Here is a 25,404-nt window from a genome sequence, read left to right as displayed (position 1 = left end):
GTTCGCACAGACGCCCTGCGGGTCACGCGTCCCAGACGGGGCACGGAGCGAGGGCTCGGCCGGAGGGAGCGACGTGCGCGACGGTAACAGCCGGACGCCGGGCGGGCCTGTCGAGCCAGGGGGCTCCCAGGAGCGTGCCACCGGCGACGCGTCCGACGCCAGCCTCGCCCCCCTGTCCGAGACCGCGGCGGAGCCCGCGTCCGTGCACGTCATCGTCGAGGGTGAGCGCACCCGGATCGTCCTGTCGGGCGAGGTCGACGCGGACCTCGCCGCCGATCTGACGGAGGCCACGGCCGACGCCGAGGCGACCGGCCTGCCCATCGACATCGACGCCCAGCACGTGACCTTCATGGACTCGTCGGGCATCGCCTTCCTCGCGCGCATCGCGACGCGCAGCACCGAGCGCGTCCGCGTGCTCAGGGCACCCGAGACGGTGCGGTTCCTGCTCCAGGTCACGCGGATCGGGGAGCTCCTCGAGCTCGTCGAGGACGGCGAGCCCGTGCCCGCGCCGCAGGCGCACGGCCTGCCGACCATCGGGCCCGGGGGCCGCAGCACCCAGCCGGTGCCGTCCGGCCCCGAGGACGTCGCCTGACGCTGGTCCGTCCGACCCACCGCGCCGGCCGGACCTAGGCACCGGCCGACCCCGTCGCCGATTCTCCGCCTGACGCGACGAGGCCGCCGTCACCGACCCGTGGGTGGTGGCGGCGGCCTCGTCGGTCCGCTGCGGTGTGTCAGCCGAGCTTGTGCCCCGCGGAGCGCAGCTGCTGGGACGCCTCGACGATGCGCTGAGCCATGCCCGCCTCGGCGAGCTTGCCCCAGGCGCGCGGGTCGTACGCCTTCTTGTTGCCGACCTCACCGTCGATCTTGAGGACGCCGTCGTAGTTGCTGAACATGTGGCCGACGACGGGACGCGTGAACGCGTACTGGGTGTCGGTGTCGATGTTCATCTTGATGACGCCGTTGTCGACAGCCTCGGAGATCTCCTCGGCCGTCGAGCCCGAGCCGCCGTGGAAGACGAGGTCGAACGGGTTGGCCTTGCCGACCTTCGCGCCGACGGCGTCCTGGATCTCCTTGAGGATCGCGGGACGCAGCTTGACGGCACCCGGCTTGTAGACGCCGTGCACGTTGCCGAACGTGAGGGCCGTGAGGTAGCGGCCCTTCTCGCCCGTGCCGAGCGCGGCGACCGTCGCGAGGCCGTCCTCGACCGTCGTGTAGAGCTTGTCGTTGATCGCGGCCTCGTGGCCGTCCTCCTCGCCACCGACGACGCCGACCTCGATCTCGAGGATGGTGCGCGCCGCCTGCGACAGCTCGAGGAGCTCGGCCGCGATGACGAGGTTCTCGTCGAGCGGGATGTCCGAGCCGTCGAACATGTGCGACTGGAACGTGGGGAGCTTGCCGGCCTTGACCTGCTCGGCCTCGATCGCGAGGAGCGGGCGGACCCAGGTCTCGAGGTTCTTCTTGGTGCAGTGGTCCGTGTGCAGCGCGATCGTGATCGGGTAGTTCTTCGCGACCTCGGCGGCGTAGGCGGCGAGCGCCATGGTGCCCGCGACACGGTCCTTGATCGTCGAGCCGGACGCGTACTCCGCGCCACCGACGGAGACCTGGATGATGCCGTCCGACTCAGCCTCGGCGAAACCCTGCAGAGCGGCCGTGACCGTCTGGGAGGAGGTGATGTTGACAGCCGGGTAGGCGAACTTGCCCGCCTTCGCCCGGTCGATCATCTCGGCGTAGACCTCAGGGGTGGCGATGGCCATGAAGACTCCTGCTGTATGTGGGGTTGGATCACCGACATCCTCCCACCACCCGCGGAAAAGGCACCGGGACTTCTCGCCCCCTGGTCCCGGCGCCCCGCGAGCCGACCCGCCGCACCTGCCGATCCGGCGACCCGTGTGCCGGTCAGGCGTGCAGGGTGATCCAGGTGTGCATCGCGATGGCCGCAGCAGCACCGGCGTTGATGGAGCGCGTCGAGCCGAACTGGCGGATGTGCAGCACGTCCGTGCAGGCGGCGCGCGCGGCGTCGGACAGGCCCACGCTCTCCTGGCCGAGCAGCAGCACGCACGCGCGGGGCAGCGGGTAGCCCTCGAGCGGCACCGAGCCCGGCAGGTTGTCGACGCCGAGCACGGGCAGCCCCGCGTCGCGCGCCCAGGTGAGCAGGTCGTCGACGTCCGGGTGGTGCCGCAGGTGCTGGTACCGGTCCGTCACCATGGCCCCGCGGCGGTTCCAGCGGCGGCGACCGACGATGTGCACCTCGGCAGCCGCGAAGGCATTGGCGGTCCGGACGACGGACCCGATGTTGAGGTCGTGCGCCCAGTTCTCGATCGCGACGTGGAAGGGGTGCCGTCGGGTGTCGAGGTCCGCGACGACTGCCTCGACCGTCCAGTAGCGGTAGCGGTCGACGACGTTGCGGCGGTCGCCGTGAGCGAGCAGGTCCGGGTCGTAGCGGCGCACCCCGTCGACGTCGAGGTCGGGCCAGGCGTCCGGTCCGCCGGGCCAGGGGCCGACGCCGACCTCGGGCGCCAGGTCCTCGGCCGGGCGAGCGTCCGACGGGGCACCGCCGGGCGCCGCGTGGTCTCCCGCCCGCGCGTCGGGCGCTTCGTGGGCCTGGTCCCCCACGCGGTCAGACCAGCCGGACGTCGAGCGCCGCGGCGGCCCGGGTGGCCCGCGCACGCGCCTCGTCGACGTCGGCGCCGCGGGCGAGCGTGACGGCGACCCGCCGGCGGCCGGACACGACGGGCTTGCCGAACAGGCGCACCTGCGCGGTCGGGACCGCGAGCGCCCGCTCGACCCCCGCGACGTCGGGCACCCCGTGGCCTTCGGCGAGCACCGCGCACGACGCCGCGGCGTCCTGGCCCTGCCCGGCACCGAGCCGCAGCACGGGCGCAGCCGGCAGGCCGAGCACGGCACGCGCGTGCAGGGCGAACTCGGAGAGGTCCTGCGAGACGAGCGTGACCAGCCCCGTGTCGTGCGGGCGGGGCGACACCTCCGAGAAGAGCACCTGGTCGCCGACGACGAAGAGCTCGACGCCGAACACGCCCCAGCCGCCGAGCGCGTCCGTGACCGTCGCGGCCACCTCCTGGGCCCGCTCGAGGACGCCGGGCGGGAGCGCGGCCGGCTGCCACGACTCGCGGTAGTCGCCGTCGACCTGCGTGTGGCCGATCGGGTCGCAGAACGTGGTGCCGCCCGTGTGCCGCACCGTCAGGAGCGTGATCTCCGAGTCGAAGGGCACGAATCCCTCGACGATGACACGCGCCGCGTGGTCACCCGACCCGTCACCGGTGCCGGCCGCCACGCGCCCACCGGTCTGCGCGTACGCCCACGCGGTGTCGACGTCGTCCGGTCCGCGCAGGACCGACTGGCCCTTGCCGGACGAGGACATGACGGGCTTGACCACGCAGGGGAAGCCGACGGCGGCGACCGCGGCGTCGAGCTCGTGGCGGGTCCCCGCGAACCGGTAGGGCGACGTCGGCAGGCCGAGGTCCTCGGCCGCGAGGCGCCGGATGCCCTCGCGGTCCATCGTGAGCACCGTGGCACGCGCCGTGGGCACGACGCGCAGGCCCGAGGCCTCGACGTCGGCGAGCACCTGCGTCGCGATCGCCTCGATCTCGGGCACCACGACGTGCGGCCGCTCCGCGTCGAGCAGCGCCCGCAGCGCCACCGGGTCGAGCATGTCGAGCACGTGGGAGCGGTGCGCGACCTGCATGGCCGGGGCGTCGGCGTACCGGTCCGCGGCGACGACCTCGACACCGAGGCGCTGGAGCTCGATCGCGACCTCCTTGCCGAGCTCACCCGAGCCGAGCAGGAGGACGCGGGTCGCCCCGGGGGTCAGCGGTGTGCCGAGATGGCCGGCGTCGGGCAGGACCACGTCCTCAGGCCCCCGTGCGCCGGGCCGAGCGCCACGCCTGCACGGCCTTGAGGCGGTTCGACGTGTGGAGCACCGACCCCTCGTAGAGGCGCGCGCCGAGGCCGACGAACAGGAGCGCCGTGACGAGCACGACGGCGGCCGCGACGTACGGCTCCCACACCTCGACGGTGCCGAGCACCACGCGGGCGGGCATCAGCAGGGGGGCGGTGAAGGGGATGTAGGACAGGAGGGTCTGGGTCGGCCCCGGGTCGATCGCGAAGATCGCGGCGAAGAACGGGGCGATGACCAGCACCTGCATGAACACGGTCGTGGACTGGAGGTCCTCGACGCGTGACGCGAGCGACCCGGCGACGGCCCACAGGCACGCGAGCATGACGAACCCGAGCACGAAGAACAGCACGAACCAGCCCGACGCCCGCAGCACCTGGCCGAGGATCGCGCCCTGGCCCGCGAGCGACGCACCGAGCAGCCCGGTCCCCACCACGAGGACGATCTGGCCGACGGCCATGACCGTGTTGCCCAGCACCTTCCCGGCGAGCAGCCAGCGGACCGGCAGGGCCGCGACGAGCAGCTCGACGATGCGCGACTGCTTCTCCTCGACGACGCTCTGCGCGATCGACATGCCGAACGTGAGCACGGAGATGTAGAAGAGGAACGCGAAGGCCAGGACCAGCAGCTCGGGCGGCATGGACCCCGTGGGCCGGGGCTCGAGCAGCTCCGTGGTCGGCGCGGGCGGGCTCGTCAGCGCCTGGACCTCCGCCGTGGTCAGCCCGCCGCGCTCCGCGGTCTGCGCGACCTGCAGCTCGGTGGACGCCGCACGCAGGAGCAGCGCGACCTCGTCGGGCACCGACTCGGCGCCGAGCACGCGGAGCGTCGCGAGGTCGTCACCGACGACGGCCGCGTCCACGTCACCGTCCCGCACCAGGCGCCCGACGTCGGAGCCCGGCTCGACCTCGACCGTCGTCAGGTCCGCCCCCGGGAGCGTCCCGACGCCGAGGAGCGACAGGACGGAGGACACGTCCGTGCCCTCGGCCGACGGCTCCTGCGCCTCGCGGCCGAGCGCGGTGGCGAGCTCGACGGCGTCGTGCGCCGCGGAGCCCTGGACCGCGACCCGCAGACTCGGCGTCTGGTTGCCGAGGAGCAGCGGGATCGCGGTCGCGACCACGACGAGCAGGAGCATGAAGACGGTCGACCCGATGAACGCCTTGTCCCGCAGCTTGACCATGATCTCGCGTGCCGCGACGACCCGGACGGCGGTCCACGGTGACATCGCGTCGACCTCGACGCCCGCGCGCGTGCTCATCGGACGACCTCCCGGAAGATCTCGGCCAGGGTCGGCACCAGCGGGGTGAACTCCCGGACCACCCCGTGCTGCTGGGCCGTGGCGAGCAGCGCCTGGTCGTCGGCGTCGTCCGCGAGGTCGACGACCACGCGCAGCCCGTCCTGGCTGTGGACGCTGACGCCCGGCACCTGCTCGAGGAACGCGGACAGCCCCGTGGGCGCGCCCTCGGCCAGCGGCGCGGCGGACGCCATCTCGCCCGGCTCCGGCTCGACGAGGAGGCGTAAACGCCGGCCCTTGCGCTGGGTGCGGACGGCGTCGGCGGACCCGGCGGCGACGACCCGGCCGTGGTCGATGATCACGACGTCGTCGCACAGCCGCTCGACGAGCTCGAGCTGGTGCGACGAGAACAGGACGGGGACGCCGGCGTCGGCCCGTGCGCGTAGGTGGGCGCCCATCGCGTCGACGGCGATCGGGTCGAGGCCGGAGAACGGCTCGTCGAGTACCAGCAGGACGGGGTCGTGGACCAGGGCGGCCGCCACCTGCACGCGCTGCTGGTTGCCGAGCGAGAGGGTGTGGAGCTGGTCGTGCGCGCGGTCGGCGAGGCCCAGCTGGTCCAGGAGCTCGTCGGTGCGACGGCGCGCGTCACGCAGGCCGAGGCCGTGGACGCGACCGAGGTAGACGAGCTGCTCGTCGATGCGCATCTTCGGGTACAGGCCCCGCTCCTCGGGCATGTACCCGAACCGGCGCCGGACGGGGCGCGTGAGCTCGCGGCCCCCGAGCTCGACCCGGCCCGCGTCGGGCGCCAGGACGCCCAGCACGATGCGCATCGTCGTGGTCTTGCCCGCGCCGTTGGCGCCGATGAACCCGGTCATGCGGCCGGGGCGGACGGTGAAGCCCACGTCGTCGAGCACCAGGCGGTCCCCGAAGCTGCGGGAGACGCCCGTGAGGGTCAGCTCGTCGCCCGCGTCGCCTGCCTGCTCGTCCCGCACAGCCCCGTCCTCACCTCTCCCTGCGTCCTGGTCGAGACCTTAGCGGCCGGGCCGCACCACGTACCCTGGGCACGTGCACCTCACCTCCGCCCTGGCCGACGCCGTGCTCGCGGGAGGTCCGGTCTCCACGCTCGGGCCCGACTTCCTGAACGCCGAGAAGCTCATCGAGTCGTTCGGCCCGTACGCGCTCATCGGCGTCGTCGTGGTCGTGTTCATCGAGACGGGCCTGCTCTTCCCGTTCCTGCCCGGCGACTCGCTGCTCTTCACGGCGGGCATGCTCGTCGCGCAGGAGCACATCACGGTTCCGCTGTGGGTGCTGTGCCTGGCGCTCTTCGCGGCGGCGTTCCTCGGCGACCAGGTCGCGTTCTTCATCGGCCGCAAGGCCGGGCCCAAGATCTTCAACCGGCCTGACTCGCGGTTCTTCAAGCAGCAGTACATCGACCAGACGTACGCGTACTTCGACAAGTACGGCGGCCGGACCATCATCATCGCGCGGTTCGTGCCGTTCGTCCGGACCTACGCACCCGTCGCTGCCGGCGTCGGCAACATGCAATACCGCCACTTCGTCTCGTACAACGTGGTCGGCGCGTTCCTCTGGGGCGTCGGCGTGACGGTCCTCGGCTACCTCCTGGGGAACGTCACGTTCATCAAGGAGAACATTGAGCTCATCCTCATCGCGATCGTCGGCGTCTCCGTGATCCCCGTCGCGATCGAGCTCCTGCGTGCGCGGAGCAAGTCACGCGACCCGCGGTACGACGAGCCGGCCGAGCGCGAGCGCGTCGCGGGCGAGGACATCGAGGGATGACGCGCGGGACCCAGGACAGGGAGATCCGGTCCTGGCTCACGGACATGGACGGCGTGCTCGTGCACGAGGGCCGGGCCGTGCCGGGGGCTCCCGAGTTCATCCGGGCGCTGCGTGACGCGGGCCGCCCGTTCCTCATCCTCACGAACAACTCGATCTTCACGCCGCGCGACCTGCGTGCACGCCTCGCCGCGGCCGGCATCGAGGTGCCCGAGGAGGCCATCTGGACGTCCGCGCTCGCGACAGCCGACTTCCTCACCGACCAGGTGCCCGACGGGTCCGCGTACGCGATCGGCGAGGCCGGCCTCACGACGGCGCTCTACGAGGCGGGCTACACCCTCACGGAGTCGGACCCCGACTACGTGGTGCTGGGCGAGACCCGCACCTACTCGTTCGAGGCGATCACCAAGGCCGTCCGGCTCATCCAGGGCGGCGCCCGCTTCATCGCGACGAACCCCGACGTCACCGGCCCGAGCACCCAGGGCGACCTGCCCGCGACGGGCGCCGTGGCCGCGATGATCACCGCCGCGACGGGCCGTGCACCGTACTTCGTGGGCAAGCCCAACCCGATGATGTTCCGCTCGGCCCTCAACCGGATCGACGCGCACTCGGAGAGCACCGCGATGGTCGGCGACCGCATGGACACCGACGTGGTCGCGGGCATCGAGGCCGGTCTCCTCACCTACCTGGTCCTGACCGGCTCGACCCGCGCGGCCGACGTCGGCACGTACCCCTACCGGCCGAGCCACGTCGTCGACTCGGTCGCGGACCTCATCGCCCGCGTCTGAGGAGCTACCGAGACGAGCGGCGACGCGGCGACCTAGCTGCCGCCTGCCAGCATCGGAGCCCTGCTCGCCCAGATGCGCACGACGACGATCGCTGCGTAGGTGAAGCAACCGACCGAGGCGCCGACCGCCACCTGCTCGAGAAGCCACACCGACGGCATGGCGGTCATCCCGCTCCACATCGCGACGCCCGGGCCGAGCATGCGTAGAAGGAGCGCGACGATCCCCGCGGCAGCACCGGCACGTGCCTGACGCACGAAGGTGACGATGGCGTGCACGCCCGCGAACGCACCCAGCATCACGGCGACCAGGGCCCCTGGGTAGACCGTGCCCAGCCCCGGGTGACGGACGAGCAGCGTGGCGAGGGCACCGACGAGGAGTCCGTCAAGGAGCCCGTCCAGCACCTGCCATCGCGCAGGCAGGGGTGCGCGGCGTCCCGCATCGGGGACCGTCCACCACGCACGCGTGCGAAGCTCACCCGCCCACAGCAGCATGGCGAGCACGGCAAGAAGCGCGACCACGAGAAGGACCGCCTTCGCGGCGGTGTACACGTCCGCGCGGAGCATCTGTGCCGTGACCAGAGCGCCCGTGAGGACGGCTCCACGACTCACAGCCCACGCGGAGAGGGCGAGCGCCCGGCCGGGGGCGGGGCCCTCGACAGCATGCGTCCCGCCAGGAGACTGGCGTTCGGTCGCGGTCATCGTGCCCCCATCTCAGATGCGTGCGGGTACTTCGCGCTGCCCACCGACGCCTTCCTACGAAGCAGCTTGTGCACGGCCTGGGGCGACACCCCGAGGCGTCGTGCGATCGCGCTGAGGCTCTCGTGGGCATTCAGCTCCTCGACGGCCTGCCTGCGGAGGCAGGCGGCGCGCTCGACGCTCGCGGTCAAGAACGCAGCGAGCTCGGTCAGGACGACCAGGCGGGCTTCGGCGCCGGAGAGCGGGTCTTCCACCAGGTCGCCTCCGGCCCGGGTCCGCCACAGGTTCTCCCCGAGGTCACGGAGCACTGCAGCCACCGTCGACGGCCCGACACCGGCACCCTCCAACCTCGCCACCGCGTCCGTGAGGGCACTGCCCGACCGGTGCGGCAACGCCTCCTGCCACCGGTCGTCCACGAGGTGCGTCATGGCGCAAGGATGGCCCGACGAGCTCCTGTTTCAACGGAGGGTTGTCGGCGTGTCCCGATGCCATGCGGTCGCTACCTGGAGAGCGCGACCCTGGACCGACCGCCGGGGTCGCTGGCACCGAGCTCGTGATGCGGCACCGACTCGGTCGATATGACGGACCGGCTGACGGGACCTTCGTCCCGGGCGCCTGTGGGGCCGTTGCCTAGCGTGCCGCCATGGCTCCCGACGCGTCCCGACGACCGCGACGCTCGCCCGGGTGGGTGCCCAACCAGCACGGCGCGTGGGCGATGCTCGTCGCTCCCGTCGTGGTGGGTGCCGTTGCCGCCGGGCCACGCTGGTGGCACCTGCTGCTGCTCGTCACCTGGCTCGTGGCGTACCTCGCGTTCTTCGCGACCGGGCTCTGGCTCCGCGCGCGCCGCAAGCCCAAGTACCTGCCGCCGGTGCGCGCGTACGCGATCGCGACCGCCGTCCTCGGGCTCGCGACCCTCGCGCTCGAGCCCGCAGTGCTGCGCTGGGGCCTCGTGTACGGCCCGCTCCTGCTCGTGAGCCTCGGCTTCTCCGCGCGGCGGGACGACCGGTCGATGACCAACGACCTCGTGACCGTCGCCGCCGCCTGCCTCATGGCCGTCGTGGTGCACGCACCGGTCACGACCCTGGAGTCGGCGCCGCACGCGGGGTGGCTGCCCGGCGGCGCGGACGGCAGCGCGTGGCTCCTCGCCGCGCTGCTCTTCGCGTACTTCGCCGGGACGGTCCCCTACGTCAAGACGATGATCCGTGAGCGCGGCAACCGTGCGATGTACCGCGGGTCGGTGGCGTACCACGCAGCGGTCACCGCGCTCCTCGCGACCGTCGCGGTCCTGCCCGACGACGCCTTCGACCGGTGGGGGTCGGGCGACGCCGTCGCGCTGCTCGACGGGCCGACGCCGTGGCTGCTCGCGGCGCTGTTCGCCGGGCTCACGGTGCGCGCCGCCGTCGTGCCGCGACGGTGGCCGACGGCGTCGCCCAAGGCCGTCGGGATCGGCGAGATCGTCGCGACGACGCTCCTCGCCCTGGTGCTCCTGCTCGGCTGAGGCAGGCGCCGCGTCGAGGGCGGGCTATGCCGTCAGAAGCCGACCTGGGGCACCGCGCGCACGGCCGGGTCGTCGGCCTCGAAGTACTCGGCGCGCGTGAAGCCGAACATGTTCGCGACGACGTTCGCGGGGAAGCTCTCGACCTTGGTGTTGAGCTCGCGCACGTTCGCGTTGTAGAAGCGGCGCCCGGCCGCGATGCGGTCCTCGGTCGTCGTCAGCTCGGTCTGGAGCTGGCTGAAGTTCTCGCTCGCGCGCAGCTGCGGGTACGCCTCGGCGACGGCGAACAGCCGGCCCAGGGCGGCCGTGAGCTGGTTCTCGTTCGCGGCCTGCGCGGCGGGACCGGAGGCCGGGTTGGCCGCGGCGGCGCGCGCCGTCGTGACCTCGTCGAACACGCCGCGCTCGTGCGCCGCGTAGCCCTTGACGGTCTCGACGAGGTTCGGGATCAGGTCGTGCCGGCGGTGCAGCTCGACGTCGATCTGCCGCCACGACTCCTGCACGAGGTTCCGCAGCCGCACGAACCCGTTGTAGGTCGCGACCGCCCAGAGCAGGACGACGACCACCAGCACGGCGATCACGATGAGGACGACGGACACGGGCTCCATGCGGATGCCTCCCTGGTTGCGGACCGGATCAGGTCCTGGCCGGATCGTAGCCGTGGTCGAGCCACACGAAACGGGGCACCGACTCGACGAGCGCGGTGAGCACCTGGAGGCGCGACGCGACACGGTCCATGTCCGGCGTCCCCGGGTGCCAGCAGAGGACGTCGGTGCCGTGCACGCGGATCGCCATGCCCCGCGCGTCGGGCTGGAGCAGCCGTTCCATGAGCCGCGGGTGCACGATGTCGTGGGCGATCTTGGGGTCGTGGGCGCGCACGCGCCACGCGTCGTTGAAGGCCTCGGACTCGAAGTCGATGTCCTGGCCGCCGAACGTCTTGGCGAGCTTGGCGCCGAGGCCGTCGGGCGTGAGCTCGACCATCGGCAGGTACGTGGGCAGCGCGAGGGCCACGACGTGGAAGGTGTGGGTCGAGCGGTTCTTGCCGGAGCCGGTCGTGTAGCGGTAGGCGAACGACATCGCCTGCCGGCCGGCGAACGGGCCGGTCACGACCTCGGTCGCGTTGCGGGAGCTGCCGATGCCGAACGGCTGGCCCTGCCAGCGCGAGACGAGCGAGCGGTCGGTGCCGACGTACGTCCACCCGACGCGCGCCGCCCACTCGCGCAGCAGCTTCTCGCGGTGCCGCTGGTAGAGGAACGAGCCGACGAGCGCGACCGGGACGAGGAGGGCGAAGAGGAGGAACGGCAGCGAGTCGCCCATGGCCGCCGCGCCGCTCAGGCCAGGCCGAGGTCGGCCAGGCCGTACAGGTAGTGGTAGCTCAGCCCCTCGGCCTCGATGCGCTCGCGGGCACCCGTGCCGCGGTCGACGATCACCGCGACTCCCACGACATCCGCGCCCGCCTCGCGCAGCGCCTCGACCGCCGTGAGGACGGAACCGCCCGTGGTGGACGTGTCCTCGACGGCGACGACGCGCCGCCCCGCGACGTCCGGGCCCTCGATGCGTCGCTGCATGCCGTGCGCCTTGCCCTCCTTGCGCACGACGAACGCGTCGAGGTCCTGCCCGCGCGACGCGGCCGCGTGGAGCAGCGCCGCGGCCACGGGGTCAGCCCCGAGCGTGAGGCCGCCGACGGCGTCGATCTCGCCCGCGCCGAGGCCGACCTCCTCGAGGAGGTCGAGCAGCACGTGCCCGACGAGCGGCGCGGCACGGTGGTGCAGCGTGATGCGGCGCAGGTCGACGTAGTACTCGGCCTGCTTGCCCGAGGCGAGGGTCACGGTCCCGTGGACCACGGCGAGCTCGGCGATGAGGTCGCGGAGCTGCTCACGCGGGGTCGGGGACATCACGGTGCGGGCGTCGTCGAAGGTCACGGCGCCCAGGCTACTGGCGAGTCAGGACACCGGGCCGTCGGCCGGCTCGGACGTCGCGGTACGCACGCGGCGGTCACCCGAGAGCGCACGGATCGCGGCACGCGGGAGCAGGCGCGCGACCTCGGCCGCGAGCCCGTAGCGCAGGCTCGGGGTGGAGATGACCGCCCCACGACGCACGTCCGCGAGCGCCGCGGTCACGACGGCCTCGGCGTTGAGCCAAGCGATCTCCGGGTACGCCCCGTGCTCGAGGCCGGCGCGCTCGTGGAACTCGGTGTGGACGAGGCCCGGGCACAGCGCCGTGGCGGTCACGCCCGTACCCCGGAGCTCGACGGCGAGCCCCTCGGTGAAGGTGCGGACCCAGGCCTTGTGCGCCGAGTAGGTGCCCACCGCGGCGAGCGCCGCGATCGAGGAGACGTTGAGGACGGCCCCGCGGCCGCGCTCGACCATCGGCCCGACGGCGGCGTGCGAGAGGACCATGACCGCGCGGACCATGACGTCGAGCGCGCGCTCGTGCGACGCGAGGTCGCCACCCACGAACGGCTCACCGAGGCCGAAGCCCGCGTTGTTGACCAGGAGGCCGACGGGGCGCTCAGGGTCGGCGAGGCGCTGCGCGACGAGATCGACCTGCGCGCGGTCGGCCAGGTCCGCGACGAGCACCTCGGCCCGGACGCCGGCGGCGGCACCGAGCTGCGACGCGAGGCGTTCGAGGCGTTCGCCGTTGCGCGCGACGAGCACGACGTCGTGCCTGGCGGTCGCGAGCTGCCACGCGAACTCGAGGCCGAGCCCGGCGCTCGCGCCGGTGATGAGTGCCGTAGCCATGCGGTCAGCCTACGTGCCGGGCCCTGGCCGGGGGCGCAGGTGACCGCGCGTCGGTGGCGGGCCGCGCGCGTCGGTGGCTGCCGATACCGTGCGACGCATGCGCATCGCGACATGGAACATCAACTCCGTGCGGGCCCGGGCGGACCGTGCGGTGGCGTGGCTCGAGCGGAGCGGCACCGACGTGCTCGCTCTCCAGGAGACCAAGTGCTCCGACGCGCAGTTCCCGTACTCGGTGTTCGAGGCGGCGGGGTACGAGGTCGCCCACGTGGGCCTGAGCCAGTGGAACGGGGTCGCGATCGTCTCGCGCGTCGGCCTCGCGGACGTCGAGGTCGGGTTCCCGGACCAGCCGACCTTCGGCGCCGAGACCCCTGTCGTCGAGGCCCGCGCCCTGGGCGCCACGTGCGGCGGCGTGCGGGTGTGGAGCCTGTACGTGCCCCACGGCCGCTCGCCCGAGGATCCCCACTACACGTACAAGCTCGAGTGGCTCGAGCGTCTGCGCCGGGCCGCCGCGGGCTGGATCGACCCGGCGACGGGCGACCTGCAGGCCCAGGTCGCGCTCGTCGGCGACTGGAACGTCATCCCGCTGGACACGGACGTGTGGGACGTGACGGCGTTCGAGGGGCACACACACGTGACGCCCGTGGAGCGATCCGCGTTCTTCGCCTTCGGCGACGCCGGCTACACCGAGGTCTCCCGCGTGCACATCCCCGACGAGGGCCGCTACACGTACTGGGACTACCAGCAGCTCGCGTTCCCCAAGAACCGCGGCCTGCGCATCGACTTCGCGTACACGTCGCCCGCGCTGACCTCACGCGTCACCGGCGTGACGATCGACCGCGAGGAGCGCAAGGGCAAGGGCGCCTCCGACCACGTCCCGGTGGTCCTGGACCTCGCCGACTGAGACGCACGCGCCGGCGGTGGACGGGCGGCCCCACGACGCGCTCGGGCGCTAGGTTGTGCGCCATGAGCACGCCGTCGGTCCCGGGGCCCGAGACTCCGCAGGGCACGGCGGCCGACGAGCCGGGCGGCCACGATCAGGCTGAGGTCCCTCAGACGGAGCCCCTCGACAGCCGGGCCGCCCGCACCGATCTCGTCACCGACGCCCCGAGGTCCGTCTCGACCCGCCTCGCCGGTTATCTCGCGGACACGTACCCCGCCCAGGGCTACCCGCCGGAGCCCGACGACGCGCCACACCCCCACCGGGCGTTCCCCGGTCCGCCCGGGCACGGCGCACCGCCGCCCGGCTTCCCCGGCCCCAACGGTCCCGCCGGCCCGCCCCCCGGCTTCACAGGCCCCGGCGGTCCCGCCGGCCCACCGCCCGGCTTCACAGGCCCCGGCGTCCCCGGCGGTGCCCCGCCCCGAGGGATCCCCGGCCCGGGCTTCGCGCCCGTCGGCCGCCCCGGCCCACCCTTCCCGCCTCCGGGTCAGCCCGGGCCGCCGCACGGTCCTGCGACGGGGGCATACCCGCCGCCCTCGCCGGCCTACCCGCCCGGCACGACGCCCGCCTACCCGCCTGCCCACCCGTCCGCGCAGGCATCGGTCGGTCCGACCGCGTACCCACCCGTCGGCCCGACGACGTACCCACCCGTCGGCCCGTACGCCGGGCCACCCGGCTACGGCGGGGGACCCGGCAACGGCAGCGTGCCCGGCTACGGCGGGGGGCCCGGCTACGGCACCGTGCCGGGCTGGGGCGCACCGCCGCCGCCCGCGAACGAGCCCATGGCCGTGGCCGCCTTCGTCACGAGCATCGTCAGCCTCCTCTGCCTCTTCTTCCTCGGGCCGGTCGCCGTCGGCCTCGGCATCGCCGGCATCCGCCTGACGGCCCGCCGGGGCACGCGCGGGCAGGGCCTCGCCATCGCGGGGATCGCGATCGGCGTGGTGGCGACGGTGATCCTCGTCCTGTTCATCATCGGCTTGATCGTCGACTCGGGGTCCGGTTCATGAGCACACCTCCCCCTCCGCCGGAGGGCTACTACCCGCAGCAGCCTTACTACGCGCCGGGCTGGCAGCAGCCGGTGCCCGAGGGCCCGCCACCGCCGCGCGACCGCCGTCGTCGTCGCGTCGTGCTGGCGTCGGTCGCCGGTGTGCTGGTCGTCGCGGTCCTCGCCGGCGGCGTCGTGGGGCTGCGCGCCTGGCTCGGCACGCGTCCGCTCGGCGACGTGGACCGCGCCATGACGGTCGGCGCGCAGCGCCTCGGCGTCGGGCACTGCGTCGCGGAGCTGCCCGACGACGGCACGGTCGACACGGTCGACGTCGTGCCGTGCGACGACGCCCACGCGGCCGAGGTGCTCGGCGTCCGCAAGCTCACCGACGACGCGTGGCCCGGGCAGGACGTCGTCGACGCCAAGGTCGCGGCCTCGTGCGAGATGGACACCTCGCAGACCGACGCCGGGTTCGTACCCGTCGTCTGGGCGCCGTCCGAGGCGGGCTGGGCGCGGGGCGACCGCGAGGGCCTGTGCCTGGCGTGGCTCGACGGCGGCGGCGTCCGCGGCTCCTTCACCGCAGGCGACGACGTCACGACGCCCTGACGGGCGCCCCGCGCGTCAGCGCCGTCGCGGGGGCCTGCGGGGCACCGACGACCTGATCACGGTCCCGTCGGCACGGACCGTCCCCGTCAGCGCCTCCGGGTCGGGCTCGCCGGCGATGCGCGGGCCGTGCCCGTCGAGCGGGACCGTCGTCGTGACCCCGGGCTCCACCCGGACCTCCACGCCCCGCACCGCGACCACGACCGCGCCATCCGTCTCCACCGCGAGGTCGACGGCGTCCTGCCGGACCGTGACCCGCACGCGGCTGCGCCGGATCGTGAGGCGGAACGTCAGGGCCTGCCAGCCCTCGGGCAGCCGCGGGTCCAGGTGCACGGTCCCGTGCCGCTGGCGCATCCCGCCGAACCCCTGGACGAGCGCGCCCCACACGCCCGCCGCCGAGGCCACGTGCACGCCGTCGGCCGTGTTGCGGTGCAGGTCCGCGAGGTCCACGTACAGGGCGTCCTCGAAGTACCGCAGGGCGAGGGCGTGGTACCCGACCTCCGCGGCCATGATCGCCTGAACCACCGCGGAGAGCGTCGAGTCGCCCGTGGTGATCGGGTCGTAGTACTCGAAGTTGGCGCGCTTGCGCTCGGGCGTGAAGTCCTCGCCGCGCAGGAACATCGCGAGCACCACGTCGGGCTGCTTGAGCACCTGGAAGCGGTAGATCACGAGCGGGTGGTAGTAGAGCAGCAGGGGCCGGCGGTCGGCAGGCGTGCTCGCGAGGTCCCACACCTCACGCTCGAGGAACTGGGCGTCCTGCGGGTTGATGCCCAGGCCCTCGTCGTAGGGGATCGCCATGGCGTCGGCGGCACGGGTCCAGGCGTCGAGCTCCTCCGGGCGCAGGTGCAGCCGGGCGACCATGCGCGCGTGCTCGCCCGGCCAGGACCGCTCGAGGTCGCGCACGGCCTGCACGGCGCGACGCAGGTTGAAGCGCGCCATGACGTTCGTGTAGAGGTTGTCGTTCACGACGGTCGTGTACTCGTCCGGCCCCGTCACCCCGTAGATGTGGAACGTGCGCTCGCCGTTGCCGCGCCAGAAGCCCAGGTCAGCCCACAGCCGGGCCGTCTGGACGAGCACGTCGATGCCCTCGCGCGCGAGGAACTCCTCGTCGCCCGTGGCCTCGACGTACGCGCTCAGCGCATACGCGATGTCCGCGTCGATGTGGTACTGCGCGGTCCCGGCCGCGTAGTAGGCCGAGGCCTCCTCACCGTTGATGGTGCGCCACGGGAAGAGCGCGCCGTCCTCCGTGAGGTCGCGCGCCCGCCGCTCGGCCGCGGGGAGCATCGTGTACCGGAAGCGCAGGGCGTTGCGGGCCATCATCGGCGAGGTGTGCACCAGGTAGGGCACGACGTAGATCTCGGTGTCCCAGAAGTAGTGGCCGCCGTAGCCGCTGCCCGTCACGCCCTTGGCCGGGATGCCGTTCCCCTCGGCGCGTGCCGCCGCCTGGGCGACCTGGAAGAGGTTCCAGCGGATCGCCTGCTGGAGCTCCGGGCGGCCCTCGACCTCGACGTCGGACCGCGCCCAGTAGTCGTCGAGCCACGCGCGCTGGTCGGCGAGCTGGTGCTCGACGCCCTCGGCGCAGGCCCGGTCGAGGGTGCGGTGGCAGCGGTCGACGAGCTCGCGCGGGGGCACGCTGCGTGACGTGTGGTAGCTGACGACCTTGGTGATCGTGATCGGCCGGCCCGCCCGGGCCTGCACGCGGAACACGTGCTTGGCGGCGTCGGGCCCGACGGTGACCTGCTCCTCGTACTCGTTCTCCGTCTCGATGGCGTGCTCGACGGCGACCGCGAGGCTCATGCCCGACGACGCACTCCGGTACGCCAGGACGGCGCGCGCGCCCTCGGAGCCGTGCACCTCGGGCAGCAGGACGCGCTCGTGCAGCGGCTGAGCTCGGCGCGGGTCCGGTGCGGGCGCCCCCTCACCCTCCGCGACCGCGACGCCCTCGGACGCCCCGGCTGCGACCGCGGCGCTCCGGTACTCGTCGACGCCCTCCTGGCGGTTGATCAGCTGCGAGGAGATGCCCACGGGCACGGACGCGTCGAGCACCGTGACCTCGAACGTCATGAGCGCGAGGTGGCGCTGCGTGAAGGAGACCATGCGCTGCGAGCGGATGCGCACCCGGTGACCGCCCGGCGTCCGCCACAGGACGTCCCGGCGCAGCACGCCGTCGGCGAGGTCGAGCGTGCGCTCGTAGGTGATGAGGTCGGCGACGGAGAGCAGCAGGGGCTCGTCGTCGACGTAGAGGCGGATGACCTTGGGGTCGGGGACGTCGACGATGGTCTGGCCCACCTGCGCTAGCCCGTACGCCGACTCCGCGTGGCGGATCGGCCACGTCTCGTGGAAGCCGTTGATGAACGTGCCGTGGCGCTCGCTGTCGCGCCCCTCCTCGGGGTTCGCGCGCATGCCGAGGTAGCCGTTGCCGACCGCGAAGAGCGTCTCCGTACGCCCGAGGTCGGACGTGTCGAGGAAGCGCTCGGTGAGCCGCCACGGGTCGACGGGGAAGCGCAGCCGGTCGAGCGGCTCGTCGCCGCCCGCCCCGCCCGGGATCGAACCGCCGGGCGACCGTGGCGTGCCCCAGCGCGTCGGCCCGTCGGGTGCGGGCAGGGAGGGGCCGGGGACCCTCACGGTGCGGCCACCAGCTCGGTCAGGCCGTGCACGACGACGTCGGCACCCGCCTCGCGCAGCGCGTCCTCGCCCGCGCCCCGGTCCACGCCGACGACGAGGCCGAACCCGCCCGCGCGTCCTGCGGCCGCACCGGACACCGCGTCCTCCACGACGGCCGCCCGGTCCGGCGGGACCCCGAGCAGCTCGGCGGCGCGCAGGAACGTCCGCGGGGAGGGCTTGCCGGGCAGGCCCTCGGCCGCTGCGCGCACCCCGTCGACGACGACGCCGAAGCGCTCCGTGAGGCCCGCCGCTGCCAGCACCGCGGTGGTGTTGCGGGACGCGGAGACCACCGCCGTCGGGACGCCGCGGCGGGCGAGGTCGTCGAGCACGTCCGTCGCACCGGGGTACGGCGCGACGCCCTCGGCCAGGAGCGCGCCGAAGGCCGCGTTCTTCGCGTTGCCGAGCGACGTCACGGTCGCCGCCCCCGCCGCGTCGGGCGGGTCGCCCGGCTCGCCGTCGGGCAGGGTCACGCCGCGCGACGCGAGGACCGCGCGGATCCCGTCGAGGCGCGGACGCCCGTCGACGTGCTCGAAGTAGTCGTCCTCGGTGTACCCGGGCCGCACGCCGTGGGCCGTGAACCACGCGCCGAGCACCTGGGCCCACGCGCGCCGGTGGAGCGCGGCCGTGGGCGTCAGCACGCCGTCGAGGTCGAACAGGACCGCCTCCGCCTGCTGCCAACGCATGGCCCGACGCTACGCCCGCGCGCGCGTCGCGGCAGGGCGACCGGTGCTCAGGCGACGCGCAGCACGAGCCTCGACCCCTCCTCGGCGACCGGCGCCTGGCTGGCGTCCGCGGTGGCGTCGGGGCGGTCGACGACCACCGTCGAGCCGTCGGGGACCTCGCCGGCGAGCAGCATCCGCGCGAGCCGGTCGCCGATCTCGCGCTGCACGAGGCGCCGCAGCGGCCGCGCGCCGTAGGCGGGGTCGAAGCCCTCGATCGCGAGCCACTCCTTCGCGGCGGGGCTCACGTCGAGCGTCAGGCGCCGCTCCACGAGGCGTCGGCCGAGCCGCTCGATCTGGAGGTCGACGATGCGGCTGAGCTCCTCGAGCGTGAGCGCGTCGAACACCACCACGTCGTCGAGCCGGTTGAGGAACTCGGGCTTGAAGGCGGCACGGACCGCGGTCATCACGGACTCCCGCTTCGAGACGTCGTCGAGCATCGGGTCCACGAGGAACTGCGAGCCGAGGTTCGAGGTGAGCACGAGGATGACGTTGCGGAAGTCGACCGTGCGCCCCTGCCCGTCGGTCAGGCGGCCGTCGTCGAGCACCTGGAGCAGGATGTCGAACACCTCGGGGTGCGCCTTCTCGACCTCGTCGAGCAGCACCACGGAGTAGGGCCGGCGGCGCACCGCCTCCGTGAGCTGCCCGCCCTCCTCGTAGCCGACGTACCCGGGCGGGGCGCCGACGAGGCGCGCGACGGAGTGCTTCTCCCCGTACTCCGACATGTCGATGCGGACCATCGCGCGCTCGTCGTCGAAGAGGAAGTCGGCGAGCGAGCGGGCGAGCTCGGTCTTGCCGACACCCGTGGGCCCGAGGAAGAGGAACGAGCCCGTCGGCCGGTCCGGGTCGGCGATGCCCGCGCGGGAGCGACGTACGGCGTCCGAGACGGTCGCGACCGCGCGGCGCTGGCCGATGAGCCGGCGCCCGAGGACGTCCTCCATGCGCAGCAGCTTGGCCGTCTCGCCCTCGAGCAGGCGGCCCGTGGGGATGCCGGTCCAGGCGGAGACGGCCTCGGCGATCTCGTCGGTGCCGACCTTCTCCGCGATCATCGGCGCCTCGCCGGGCACCTGCGCGGCGTCGCCGCGTCCCGCCTCGGCCGCCTCGGCGGCGGCGATCTCCTTCTGAACGGCCGGGATCTCGCCGTACAGGAGGCGGGAGGCCGCGTCGAGGTCGCCCTCGCGCTGCAGCCGCTCGGCCTGGATCTTCAGCTCGTCGAGCCGCACGCGCAGGTCACCGACACGGTTCTGGCCGGCCTTCTCGCGCTCCCACCGGGCGGTGAGCGCCGCGAGCTCCTCGCGACGGTCCGCGAGCTCGGCGCGCAGCCGCTCGAGCCGGTCGCGCGAGGCGTCGTCGTCGGCGTCGGAGAGGTAGGACTCCTCCATCGTCAGCCGGTCGACGGTGCGGCGGAGCTCGTCGACCTCGACGGGCGACGAGTCGAGCTCCATGCGCAGCCGGGACGCGGCCTCGTCGACCAGGTCGATCGCCTTGTCGGGGAGCTGGCGGCCGCTGATGTACCTGTCGGACAGGGTCGCGGCGGCGACGAGCGCGGCGTCGGAGATGCCGACCTTGTGGTGCGCCTCGTAGCGCTCCTTGAGGCCGCGCAGGATCGCGACGGTGTCGTCGACGCTCGGCTCACCGACGAACACCTGCTGGAAGCGGCGCTCGAGCGCGGGGTCCTTCTCGATGCGCTCACGGAACTCGTCGAGCGTGGTCGCGCCGACCATGCGGAGCTCGCCGCGCGCGAGCATCGGCTTGAGCATGTTGCCGGCGTCCATCGACCCCTCAGCCGCGCCCGCGCCGACGACGGTGTGCAGCTCGTCGATGAACGTGACGACCTCCCCGTCGGACCCCTTGATCTCCTCGAGCACGGCCTTGAGCCGCTCCTCGAACTCGCCGCGGTACTTGGCGCCGGCGACCATCGACGCGAGGTCGAGCGCGATGAGGCGCTTGCCGCGCAGGGACTCGGGGACGTCGCCCGCGACGATGCGCTGCGCGAGGCCCTCGACGACGGCGGTCTTGCCCACGCCGGGCTCCCCGATGAGCACAGGGTTGTTCTTGGTGCGTCGCGAGAGCACCTGGACGACGCGACGGATCTCGCTGTCGCGGCCGATGACCGGGTCGAGGCGGCCCTCGCGCGCGGCGGCCGTGAGGTCGACGCCGTACTGCTCGAGCGCCTTGTACGTGCCCTCGGGGTCGGGTGTCGTGACCCGTGCCGAGCCCCGGACGCCGGGCAGCGCGGCGGCCAGCGCGTCACGAGTCGCGCCGACGGCCTTGAGCGCCTCGGCGGCGGGTGAGGAGCCGGCCGCGATGCCCATGAGCAGGTGCTCGGCGGAGACGTACTCGTCGCCGAGCGCGTCCGCCTCGGCCTTGGCGGCGGTGAGCACGGCGCTCATGGCCCGCGAGAGCGTCGGCTGGCTCACGGTCCCGCCCGACGCCGCGGGCAGGGTCGCGCGCGCGGTCTCGGCCCGGCGCACGAGGGCCGCGCGGTCGACGCCGACGGCGTCGAGCAGCCCGTTCGCGACGCCCCCGGACTGGCCGAGCAGGGCCTCGAGGACGTGGACGGGCTCGATCTGCGGGTTGCCCGCACCCGAGGCGCTCTGGATCGCCTCGGCGAGCGCTTCCTGCGACTTGGTCGTGAACTTCTGGTCCATCTGGGTGTGCCTCCGTGGCGGTCCGATCGTCCGATCAGAGCAACCTCTGCAGACTTGAGCCTATTCCACTCAAGTCTTGCGGGCGAGCCCGGGTGCAGCGAGCCGCTCGCTGACCCCTATCCTCGGCGTGCGCGTGCTGCGATGATCGCGCCGGAGGGTCCGGGACCTCGTCCGGGCCCCAGCACGGACGAGAGGAGCGCGGCCTTGTCGATCATCGTCGGCTACACCCCCACCCCCGAGGGCGAGGCCGCGCTGCGGCACGCGATCGCCGAGGCCAAGGTGCACGAGCACGACCTCCTCGTCGTCAACGTCTCGGCCACGAGCGACCCGCCCGAGACGACGTTCGCCACCGACACCGAGCTCGCCGCCGTGCGCGCCACCCTCGACGCGAGCGGCGTGCCGTACACCCTGCGCCAGCTCGTCCGCGGCAAGGACGCCGCCGACGAAATCATCGACCTCGCCACCGAGACCCTCGCCGACTTCGTGGTCATCGGGCTGCGGCACCGCAGCCCCGTCGGCAAGCTCCTGCTCGGCAGCAACTCCCAGCAGATCATCCTCGAGGCGCCCTGCCCGGTCGTCGCCGTCAAGGCGCCGCACTGACCCGTTCGGCCTGACGGCGCCCGCGTCCGCTGCACGCCGACGGGCGGGTCGACCCCCTCCGGGACCGGCCCGCCCGTCGGCGGCACCCGTGGCGTCAGTCCGTGCTGCGCACGATCGTCCGGATGCCCACCGCGAGCCCCAGCAGCGCGGTCACGACAGCCGCGACCCAGCCCCACAGCACCGTCGCCGACGCGACCTCACCCGCGAACAGCGCGCGCTCGGCATCGACCACGTAGTGCAGCGGGTTGGCGAGCGCGGCGACCTGCATCCAGCGCGGCCCCTCGTCGAGCGGGAGCAGCATCCCGGACAGGATCATCGCCGGGAACAGGAACGTCTGCTGGACCACCCAGAACATCCACTCCTGACGGCGCACCGCGATCGCCAGCGCGTAGCTGAGCGAGCCGAGCCCCACGCCGAGCACCGCGAGGAGTGCGAGGCCGATGACCGTGCCGACGCCGTGGAGGTCGAACCCGAACGGCAGCATGACCGCGATGACGACGACGGCCTGCACGACGATCGGCACCATCTCCTTGAGCGACCGGCCGACGAGCTGCGCGGACCGCGACAGCGGGGTGACGAGCAGTCGCTCGTGCGCACCCGTCTGCATCTCCATCTGCAGGTTCGAGCCGGTCGTCGACGTGCCGAACAGCGTGATCATCACGAGGATCGACGGCACGAACCACTGCCACACGCCCGTGCCGAGCTGCCCGCCGAGCGACCCGGCGAGCAGCGGCCCGAACAGCGCGAGGAACACGATCGGCTGGACGAGGCCGAAGACGACGGAGAAGGGCTCCCGTACGACCGGCCGCAGCTCGCGCGCCATCACGGTGACCGTGTCCGCGAGCCAGCCGCGGCCGGCCACCGCGCCGGCCGAGGTGCCCGCACGCGTCGTCGTGCCGGCGCCGGCCGGGGCGGGCGTGCCGGGTCCCGTCGAGCCGCGACGGGTCGACGCCGGGGTGGTGCTGGTGCTGGCGCTCATGCTGCGTCCTCTCCTGCGAGGCCGGCCTCGCGGTCGGTGGTGCCGGTGTGCTGGGTCGCCGCGCTCTCGCGCAGGCTGCGCCCGGTGAGGGCGAGGAAGACGTCGTCGAGCGTCGGCGCGTAGCCCTGGGCGCGCACGACGGCGACGCCCTGCGCGGCGGCGGCCCGGACGACCTCGGGCACGGCGCCGGCGCTGTCGGCGACTCGGGCCGTGACCCGTACGCCGTCCACGGACACGTCCCGCGCACCGGGCTGGGCGTGCACGATCCGCACGAGCCGCTCGACGGCGGCGACCGACCTGTCACCGCCCCCGCCGGCCTCCACGACGAGGCGGTCGCCCGCGAGGTCGCGCTTGAGGCCGTCCGCGGTGTCGTCGGCGATCACCTGCCCGTGGTCCACGACGACGACGCGCTCGGCCATCGAGTCGGCCTCGTCGAGGTAGTGCGTGGTCAGCATGATCGTCATGTCGTGCTCCGCGCGGAGCCGCATGATGTGCTCCCACAGGTTCGCGCGGTTGTGCGGGTCCAGGCCCGTGGACGGCTCGTCGAGGAAGAGCAGCCCGGGCGCGTGGACGAGCCCGAGCGCGACGTCGAGCCGCCGACGTTGCCCGCCGGAGAGGTCCGCGACCTTGCGCCGCGCGAGCTCGGCGAGGTCCAGCGCGTCGAGGAGCTCGCCCGCCCGGCGCGCGGCCGAGCGACGGTCCAGCCCGTAGACGACGCCCTGGACGACGAGCTCGTCGCGCACGCGTTGGGTGTGGCCCGCGCCGTTGCCCTGGCCCACGTAGCCGATGCGGCGGCGGACGGACGCGGCGTCCTGCGCGACGTCGAGGCCGGCGACCTCGGCGGTGCCCGACGTCGGCCGGATGAGCGTCGTCAGCATGCGCATCGTGGTCGTCTTGCCTGCGCCGTTGGGCCCGAGGACCGCGACGAGCTCGCCCGGGGCGACCTCGAGGTCGATGCCCCGGACCGCGTGCACGGTCTCGGTGCGGCTCACGACGAAGTCCTTCGTGAGTCCTTGGGTGCGGATCATGTGTGGCTCCTTGGGGTCGCGCCCGATCTGTCAGGACCGACGATGCCGGGAGAAGAGGCCGGATCCTGTCCGCTACCCGGGCGGATACTTCACGCATGACCGAGCAGCCCTCGCCCCCCGCACGACTCCTCACGCTGCTGTCCCTGCTCCAGGCGCGACGCGACTGGCCCGGTGAGACCCTGGCGTCCCGGCTCGGCGTGAGCCCACGGACAGTCCGGCGCGACGTCGACCGCCTCCGCGGCCTCGGCTACCCGGTGCGCGCGACCAAGGGGCCCGACGGCGGCTACCGCCTCGAGGCCGGCGCCGAGATGCCACCCCTGCTGCTCGACGACGAGCAGGCCGTCGCCGTGACCGTCGCACTCCAGACCGCCTCGACCGGCATCGACGGGGTCGACGAGGCGGCGCTGCGCGCGCTGGCGACCGTGCGCCAGGTCATACCCACGCGCCTGCGCTCCAGGGTCGACGCGCTTCACGTCACCGCCGTCGGGCGTCCCGGACGTCGCACGACGGTCGACGCCGACCGCCTCCTCCTGCTCGGCACCGCCGTCCGCGCCCGCGAGGTGGTGCGCTTCGACTACGCGTCGCCCGGCCAGGGCACGGAGGACACCGACGCAGCGGGCGGCGGCCCCGCGCACGCGGTCTCCCCCGCACCTCCGCGCCGGGCCGAGCCGCACCACCTCGTCACCTGGGGCGGGCGCTGGTACCTCGTCGCGTGGGACCTCGACCGCGCCGACTGGCGCACGTTCCGGGTGGACCGGATGGACCCGCGCACCATGACCGGTCCGCGCTTCACACCCCGGCCCCTGCCCGCGCCCGACGTCGCGACGTTCATCGCCGAACGCTTCGCGAGCATGCCGCTGCCCTGCACCGGCGAGGCTGTGCTCCACGCACCCGCCGAGCGCGTCGCCCGGTGGGCCGGCTCGGGCGCCGTCGTCGAGCCCCTCGGCCCGGACCGCTGCAGGGTCGTCGCGAGCTCGTGGTCGTGGACCAGTCTCGTCGCCTGGCTCAGCATGTTCGAGGCCGAGCTCGAACTCGTCGGGCCGGCCGAGCTGCGCGACGCCGCGCAGGACCTCGCGCGTCGACTCACGCACGCGTGTGAGCCGAGTGGCCCCGCGCCTCGAGGGCGGCGGGTGGGATGTCTCCGCAGTACTCGTAGAGGCGCTGGTGGTTGAACCAGTCGACCCACTCGGCGGTCGCGAGCTCGACGTGGTCGACGGTGCGCCCGGCCCTGGGCCCGGCAACGACACCTGCCGAGGACTCTGACCCTGCATGCAGGATGCCCGGGTGCTCGAACACACCCGGGCATCCTGCCCCTCGCTTGAGGCGGACTAGTCGTTCCCCCGCCCCTTCAGCCTGGATCCGCCGATGCGGGTCGCGGCCGAGGGTGGGTCGTGAGACGCGAATGCCCTTCTGGCCTGGGACGATAGGACTTCTCGAGGGTCCATGCGTGCCTGGAAGAAGGGCATCCGGTAAGTGCGATTCTGCCATGTGAAGTCCGCGAGTTTCGATGTGAACCGCCCCGACTTCCGTAGAGGCTCTCAACCCACGGAGGATGAGGGTCATGGCAGCACCGAGGAAGTATCCCGA

The 25,404-nt window shown here is 73.5% G+C and carries 24 protein-coding genes and 2 pseudogenes; 9 read left to right on the top strand and 17 right to left on the bottom strand.

Features of this window, described 5'->3' with window-relative positions; genetic code table 11:
• Window positions 1-73 precede the first annotated feature (73 nt).
• Window positions 74-592 carry an STAS domain-containing protein gene (locus FZ988_RS13450; protein WP_188079117.1) on the top strand — a complete coding sequence of 173 codons (519 nt, stop codon included), beginning with the start codon at window positions 74-76 and terminating at the stop codon, window positions 590-592.
• Window positions 593-731: 139 nt separating this feature from the next.
• On the opposite strand, the gene fbaA is transcribed toward FZ988_RS13450, so the two are convergent.
• From fbaA to FZ988_RS13425, 5 genes are all read right to left on the bottom strand, one after another.
• Window positions 732-1,754, bottom strand: coding sequence for a class II fructose-bisphosphate aldolase (fbaA, locus tag FZ988_RS13445; RefSeq protein ID WP_149204546.1), 1,023 nt, complete (start codon window positions 1,752-1,754; stop codon window positions 732-734).
• 142 nt (window positions 1,755-1,896) lie between these two features.
• On the bottom strand, window positions 1,897-2,520 hold the full coding sequence (locus FZ988_RS13440) for a TrmH family RNA methyltransferase (RefSeq protein ID WP_149204656.1): 624 nt from the start codon (window positions 2,518-2,520) through the stop codon (window positions 1,897-1,899).
• 97 nt (window positions 2,521-2,617) lie between these two features.
• Window positions 2,618-3,862 (bottom strand): formate-dependent phosphoribosylglycinamide formyltransferase, encoded by a 1,245-nt coding sequence (purT, locus tag FZ988_RS13435; RefSeq protein ID WP_246169500.1) that lies wholly within the window; start codon window positions 3,860-3,862, stop codon window positions 2,618-2,620.
• Window positions 3,863-3,866: 4 nt separating this feature from the next.
• A complete protein-coding gene (locus FZ988_RS13430) occupies window positions 3,867-5,165 on the bottom strand; it encodes an ABC transporter permease (protein ID WP_223145136.1) in 1,299 nt (432 codons plus the stop codon).
• A complete protein-coding gene (locus tag FZ988_RS13425) occupies window positions 5,162-6,133 on the bottom strand; it encodes an ABC transporter ATP-binding protein (RefSeq protein WP_246169499.1) in 972 nt (323 codons plus the stop codon). The genes FZ988_RS13430 and FZ988_RS13425 overlap by 4 nt, the downstream gene beginning before the upstream one ends.
• Before the next feature lie 73 nt (window positions 6,134-6,206).
• Here FZ988_RS13425 and FZ988_RS13420 point away from each other — a divergent pair, with 73 nt between their 5' ends.
• Window positions 6,207-6,938, top strand: a complete 732-nt coding sequence (locus FZ988_RS13420; RefSeq protein WP_149204545.1) for a DedA family protein — start codon at window positions 6,207-6,209, stop codon at window positions 6,936-6,938.
• Window positions 6,935-7,723, top strand: coding sequence for an HAD-IIA family hydrolase (locus FZ988_RS13415; protein WP_149204544.1), 789 nt, complete (start codon window positions 6,935-6,937; stop codon window positions 7,721-7,723). The genes FZ988_RS13420 and FZ988_RS13415 overlap by 4 nt, the downstream gene beginning before the upstream one ends.
• Window positions 7,724-7,755: 32 nt before the next feature.
• Here the strand turns inward: FZ988_RS13415 and FZ988_RS13410 are convergent, their stop codons facing one another.
• A complete protein-coding gene (locus FZ988_RS13410; RefSeq protein ID WP_149204543.1) occupies window positions 7,756-8,421 on the bottom strand; it encodes a hypothetical protein in 666 nt (221 codons plus the stop codon).
• A complete protein-coding gene (locus FZ988_RS13405; RefSeq protein ID WP_149204542.1) occupies window positions 8,418-8,846 on the bottom strand; it encodes a hypothetical protein in 429 nt (142 codons plus the stop codon). Before FZ988_RS13405 ends, FZ988_RS13410 begins: the two co-directional genes overlap by 4 nt.
• A 215-nt stretch (window positions 8,847-9,061) precedes the next feature.
• On the opposite strand from FZ988_RS13405, the gene FZ988_RS13400 reads away from it, so the two are divergent.
• On the top strand, window positions 9,062-9,916 hold the full coding sequence (locus FZ988_RS13400; RefSeq protein WP_149204541.1) for a YwiC-like family protein: 855 nt from the start codon (window positions 9,062-9,064) through the stop codon (window positions 9,914-9,916).
• 32 nt (window positions 9,917-9,948) lie between these two features.
• Here FZ988_RS13400 and FZ988_RS13395 read toward each other — a convergent pair whose 3' ends face one another.
• The 4 genes from FZ988_RS13395 to FZ988_RS13380 are packed head-to-tail and all read right to left on the bottom strand — an operon-like array spanning window position 9,949 to window position 12,651.
• Window positions 9,949-10,518 carry a LemA family protein gene (locus tag FZ988_RS13395; protein ID WP_149204540.1) on the bottom strand — a complete coding sequence of 190 codons (570 nt, stop codon included), beginning with the start codon at window positions 10,516-10,518 and terminating at the stop codon, window positions 9,949-9,951.
• Between the two features lie 28 nt (window positions 10,519-10,546).
• Window positions 10,547-11,227 carry a hypothetical protein gene (locus FZ988_RS13390; RefSeq protein ID WP_149204539.1) on the bottom strand — a complete coding sequence of 227 codons (681 nt, stop codon included), beginning with the start codon at window positions 11,225-11,227 and terminating at the stop codon, window positions 10,547-10,549.
• Between the two features lie 14 nt (window positions 11,228-11,241).
• Entirely contained in the window at window positions 11,242-11,805 is a 564-nt protein-coding gene (gene pyrE / locus FZ988_RS13385) for an orotate phosphoribosyltransferase (protein ID WP_149204652.1), read from the bottom strand.
• A gap of 48 nt (window positions 11,806-11,853) precedes the next feature.
• Window positions 11,854-12,651 (bottom strand): SDR family NAD(P)-dependent oxidoreductase, encoded by a 798-nt coding sequence (locus FZ988_RS13380; protein ID WP_149204538.1) that lies wholly within the window; start codon window positions 12,649-12,651, stop codon window positions 11,854-11,856.
• 97 nt (window positions 12,652-12,748) lie between these two features.
• Between FZ988_RS13380 and FZ988_RS13375 the strand changes: the two genes are divergently transcribed.
• The 3 genes from FZ988_RS13375 to FZ988_RS13365 all read left to right on the top strand — a co-directional run bounded on the left by FZ988_RS13375 (window position 12,749) and on the right by FZ988_RS13365 (window position 15,179).
• Entirely contained in the window at window positions 12,749-13,552 is an 804-nt protein-coding gene (locus tag FZ988_RS13375) for an exodeoxyribonuclease III (protein ID WP_149204537.1), read from the top strand.
• A gap of 62 nt (window positions 13,553-13,614) precedes the next feature.
• Window positions 13,615-14,595, top strand: coding sequence for a DUF4190 domain-containing protein (locus FZ988_RS13370; RefSeq protein WP_149204536.1), 981 nt, complete (start codon window positions 13,615-13,617; stop codon window positions 14,593-14,595).
• A complete protein-coding gene (locus tag FZ988_RS13365) occupies window positions 14,592-15,179 on the top strand; it encodes a septum formation family protein (protein WP_149204535.1) in 588 nt (195 codons plus the stop codon). Before FZ988_RS13370 ends, FZ988_RS13365 begins: the two co-directional genes overlap by 4 nt.
• Window positions 15,180-15,194: 15 nt before the next feature.
• Here FZ988_RS13365 and FZ988_RS13360 read toward each other — a convergent pair whose 3' ends face one another.
• The 3 genes from FZ988_RS13360 to clpB form a co-directional block, all read right to left on the bottom strand.
• Entirely contained in the window at window positions 15,195-17,723 is a 2,529-nt protein-coding gene (locus tag FZ988_RS13360; RefSeq protein WP_149204651.1) for a glycoside hydrolase family 65 protein, read from the bottom strand.
• 74 nt (window positions 17,724-17,797) lie between these two features.
• Window positions 17,798-18,523 (bottom strand): HAD family hydrolase, encoded by a 726-nt coding sequence (locus FZ988_RS13355; RefSeq protein ID WP_149204534.1) that lies wholly within the window; start codon window positions 18,521-18,523, stop codon window positions 17,798-17,800.
• 47 nt (window positions 18,524-18,570) lie between these two features.
• Complete coding sequence (gene clpB / locus FZ988_RS13350; RefSeq protein WP_149204533.1) at window positions 18,571-21,210, bottom strand: ATP-dependent chaperone ClpB; 2,640 nt, start codon at window positions 21,208-21,210, stop codon at window positions 18,571-18,573.
• A 204-nt stretch (window positions 21,211-21,414) separates the two neighbouring features.
• Here clpB and FZ988_RS13345 point away from each other — a divergent pair, with 204 nt between their 5' ends.
• Window positions 21,415-21,810 carry a universal stress protein gene (locus FZ988_RS13345; protein WP_149204532.1) on the top strand — a complete coding sequence of 132 codons (396 nt, stop codon included), beginning with the start codon at window positions 21,415-21,417 and terminating at the stop codon, window positions 21,808-21,810.
• Between the two features lie 94 nt (window positions 21,811-21,904).
• Here FZ988_RS13345 and FZ988_RS13340 read toward each other — a convergent pair whose 3' ends face one another.
• Together FZ988_RS13340 and FZ988_RS13335 are read right to left on the bottom strand one after the other, a co-directional pair.
• On the bottom strand, window positions 21,905-22,789 hold the full coding sequence (locus tag FZ988_RS13340) for an ABC transporter permease (protein ID WP_149204531.1): 885 nt from the start codon (window positions 22,787-22,789) through the stop codon (window positions 21,905-21,907).
• A complete protein-coding gene (locus FZ988_RS13335; RefSeq protein WP_149204530.1) occupies window positions 22,786-23,817 on the bottom strand; it encodes an ATP-binding cassette domain-containing protein in 1,032 nt (343 codons plus the stop codon). The genes FZ988_RS13340 and FZ988_RS13335 overlap by 4 nt, the downstream gene beginning before the upstream one ends.
• 95 nt (window positions 23,818-23,912) lie before the next feature.
• Between FZ988_RS13335 and FZ988_RS13330 the strand changes: the two are divergent.
• Window positions 23,913-24,890: pseudogene (locus FZ988_RS13330) on the top strand (helix-turn-helix transcriptional regulator); the annotation flags it as partial.
• 10 nt (window positions 24,891-24,900) lie between these two features.
• Here the strand turns inward: FZ988_RS13330 and FZ988_RS19015 are convergent.
• Window positions 24,901-25,038 (bottom strand): annotated as a pseudogene (locus FZ988_RS19015) (IS3-like element IS987 family transposase); the annotation flags it as partial.
• Window positions 25,039-25,404 lie beyond the last annotated feature (366 nt).

Origin of the sequence: Actinotalea subterranea (assembly GCF_008364845.1) — a bacterium.
Taxonomy (GTDB): Bacteria; Actinomycetota; Actinomycetes; order Actinomycetales; family Cellulomonadaceae; genus Actinotalea; species Actinotalea subterranea.
This window is presented reverse-complemented; position numbering and strand designations above follow the sequence as displayed.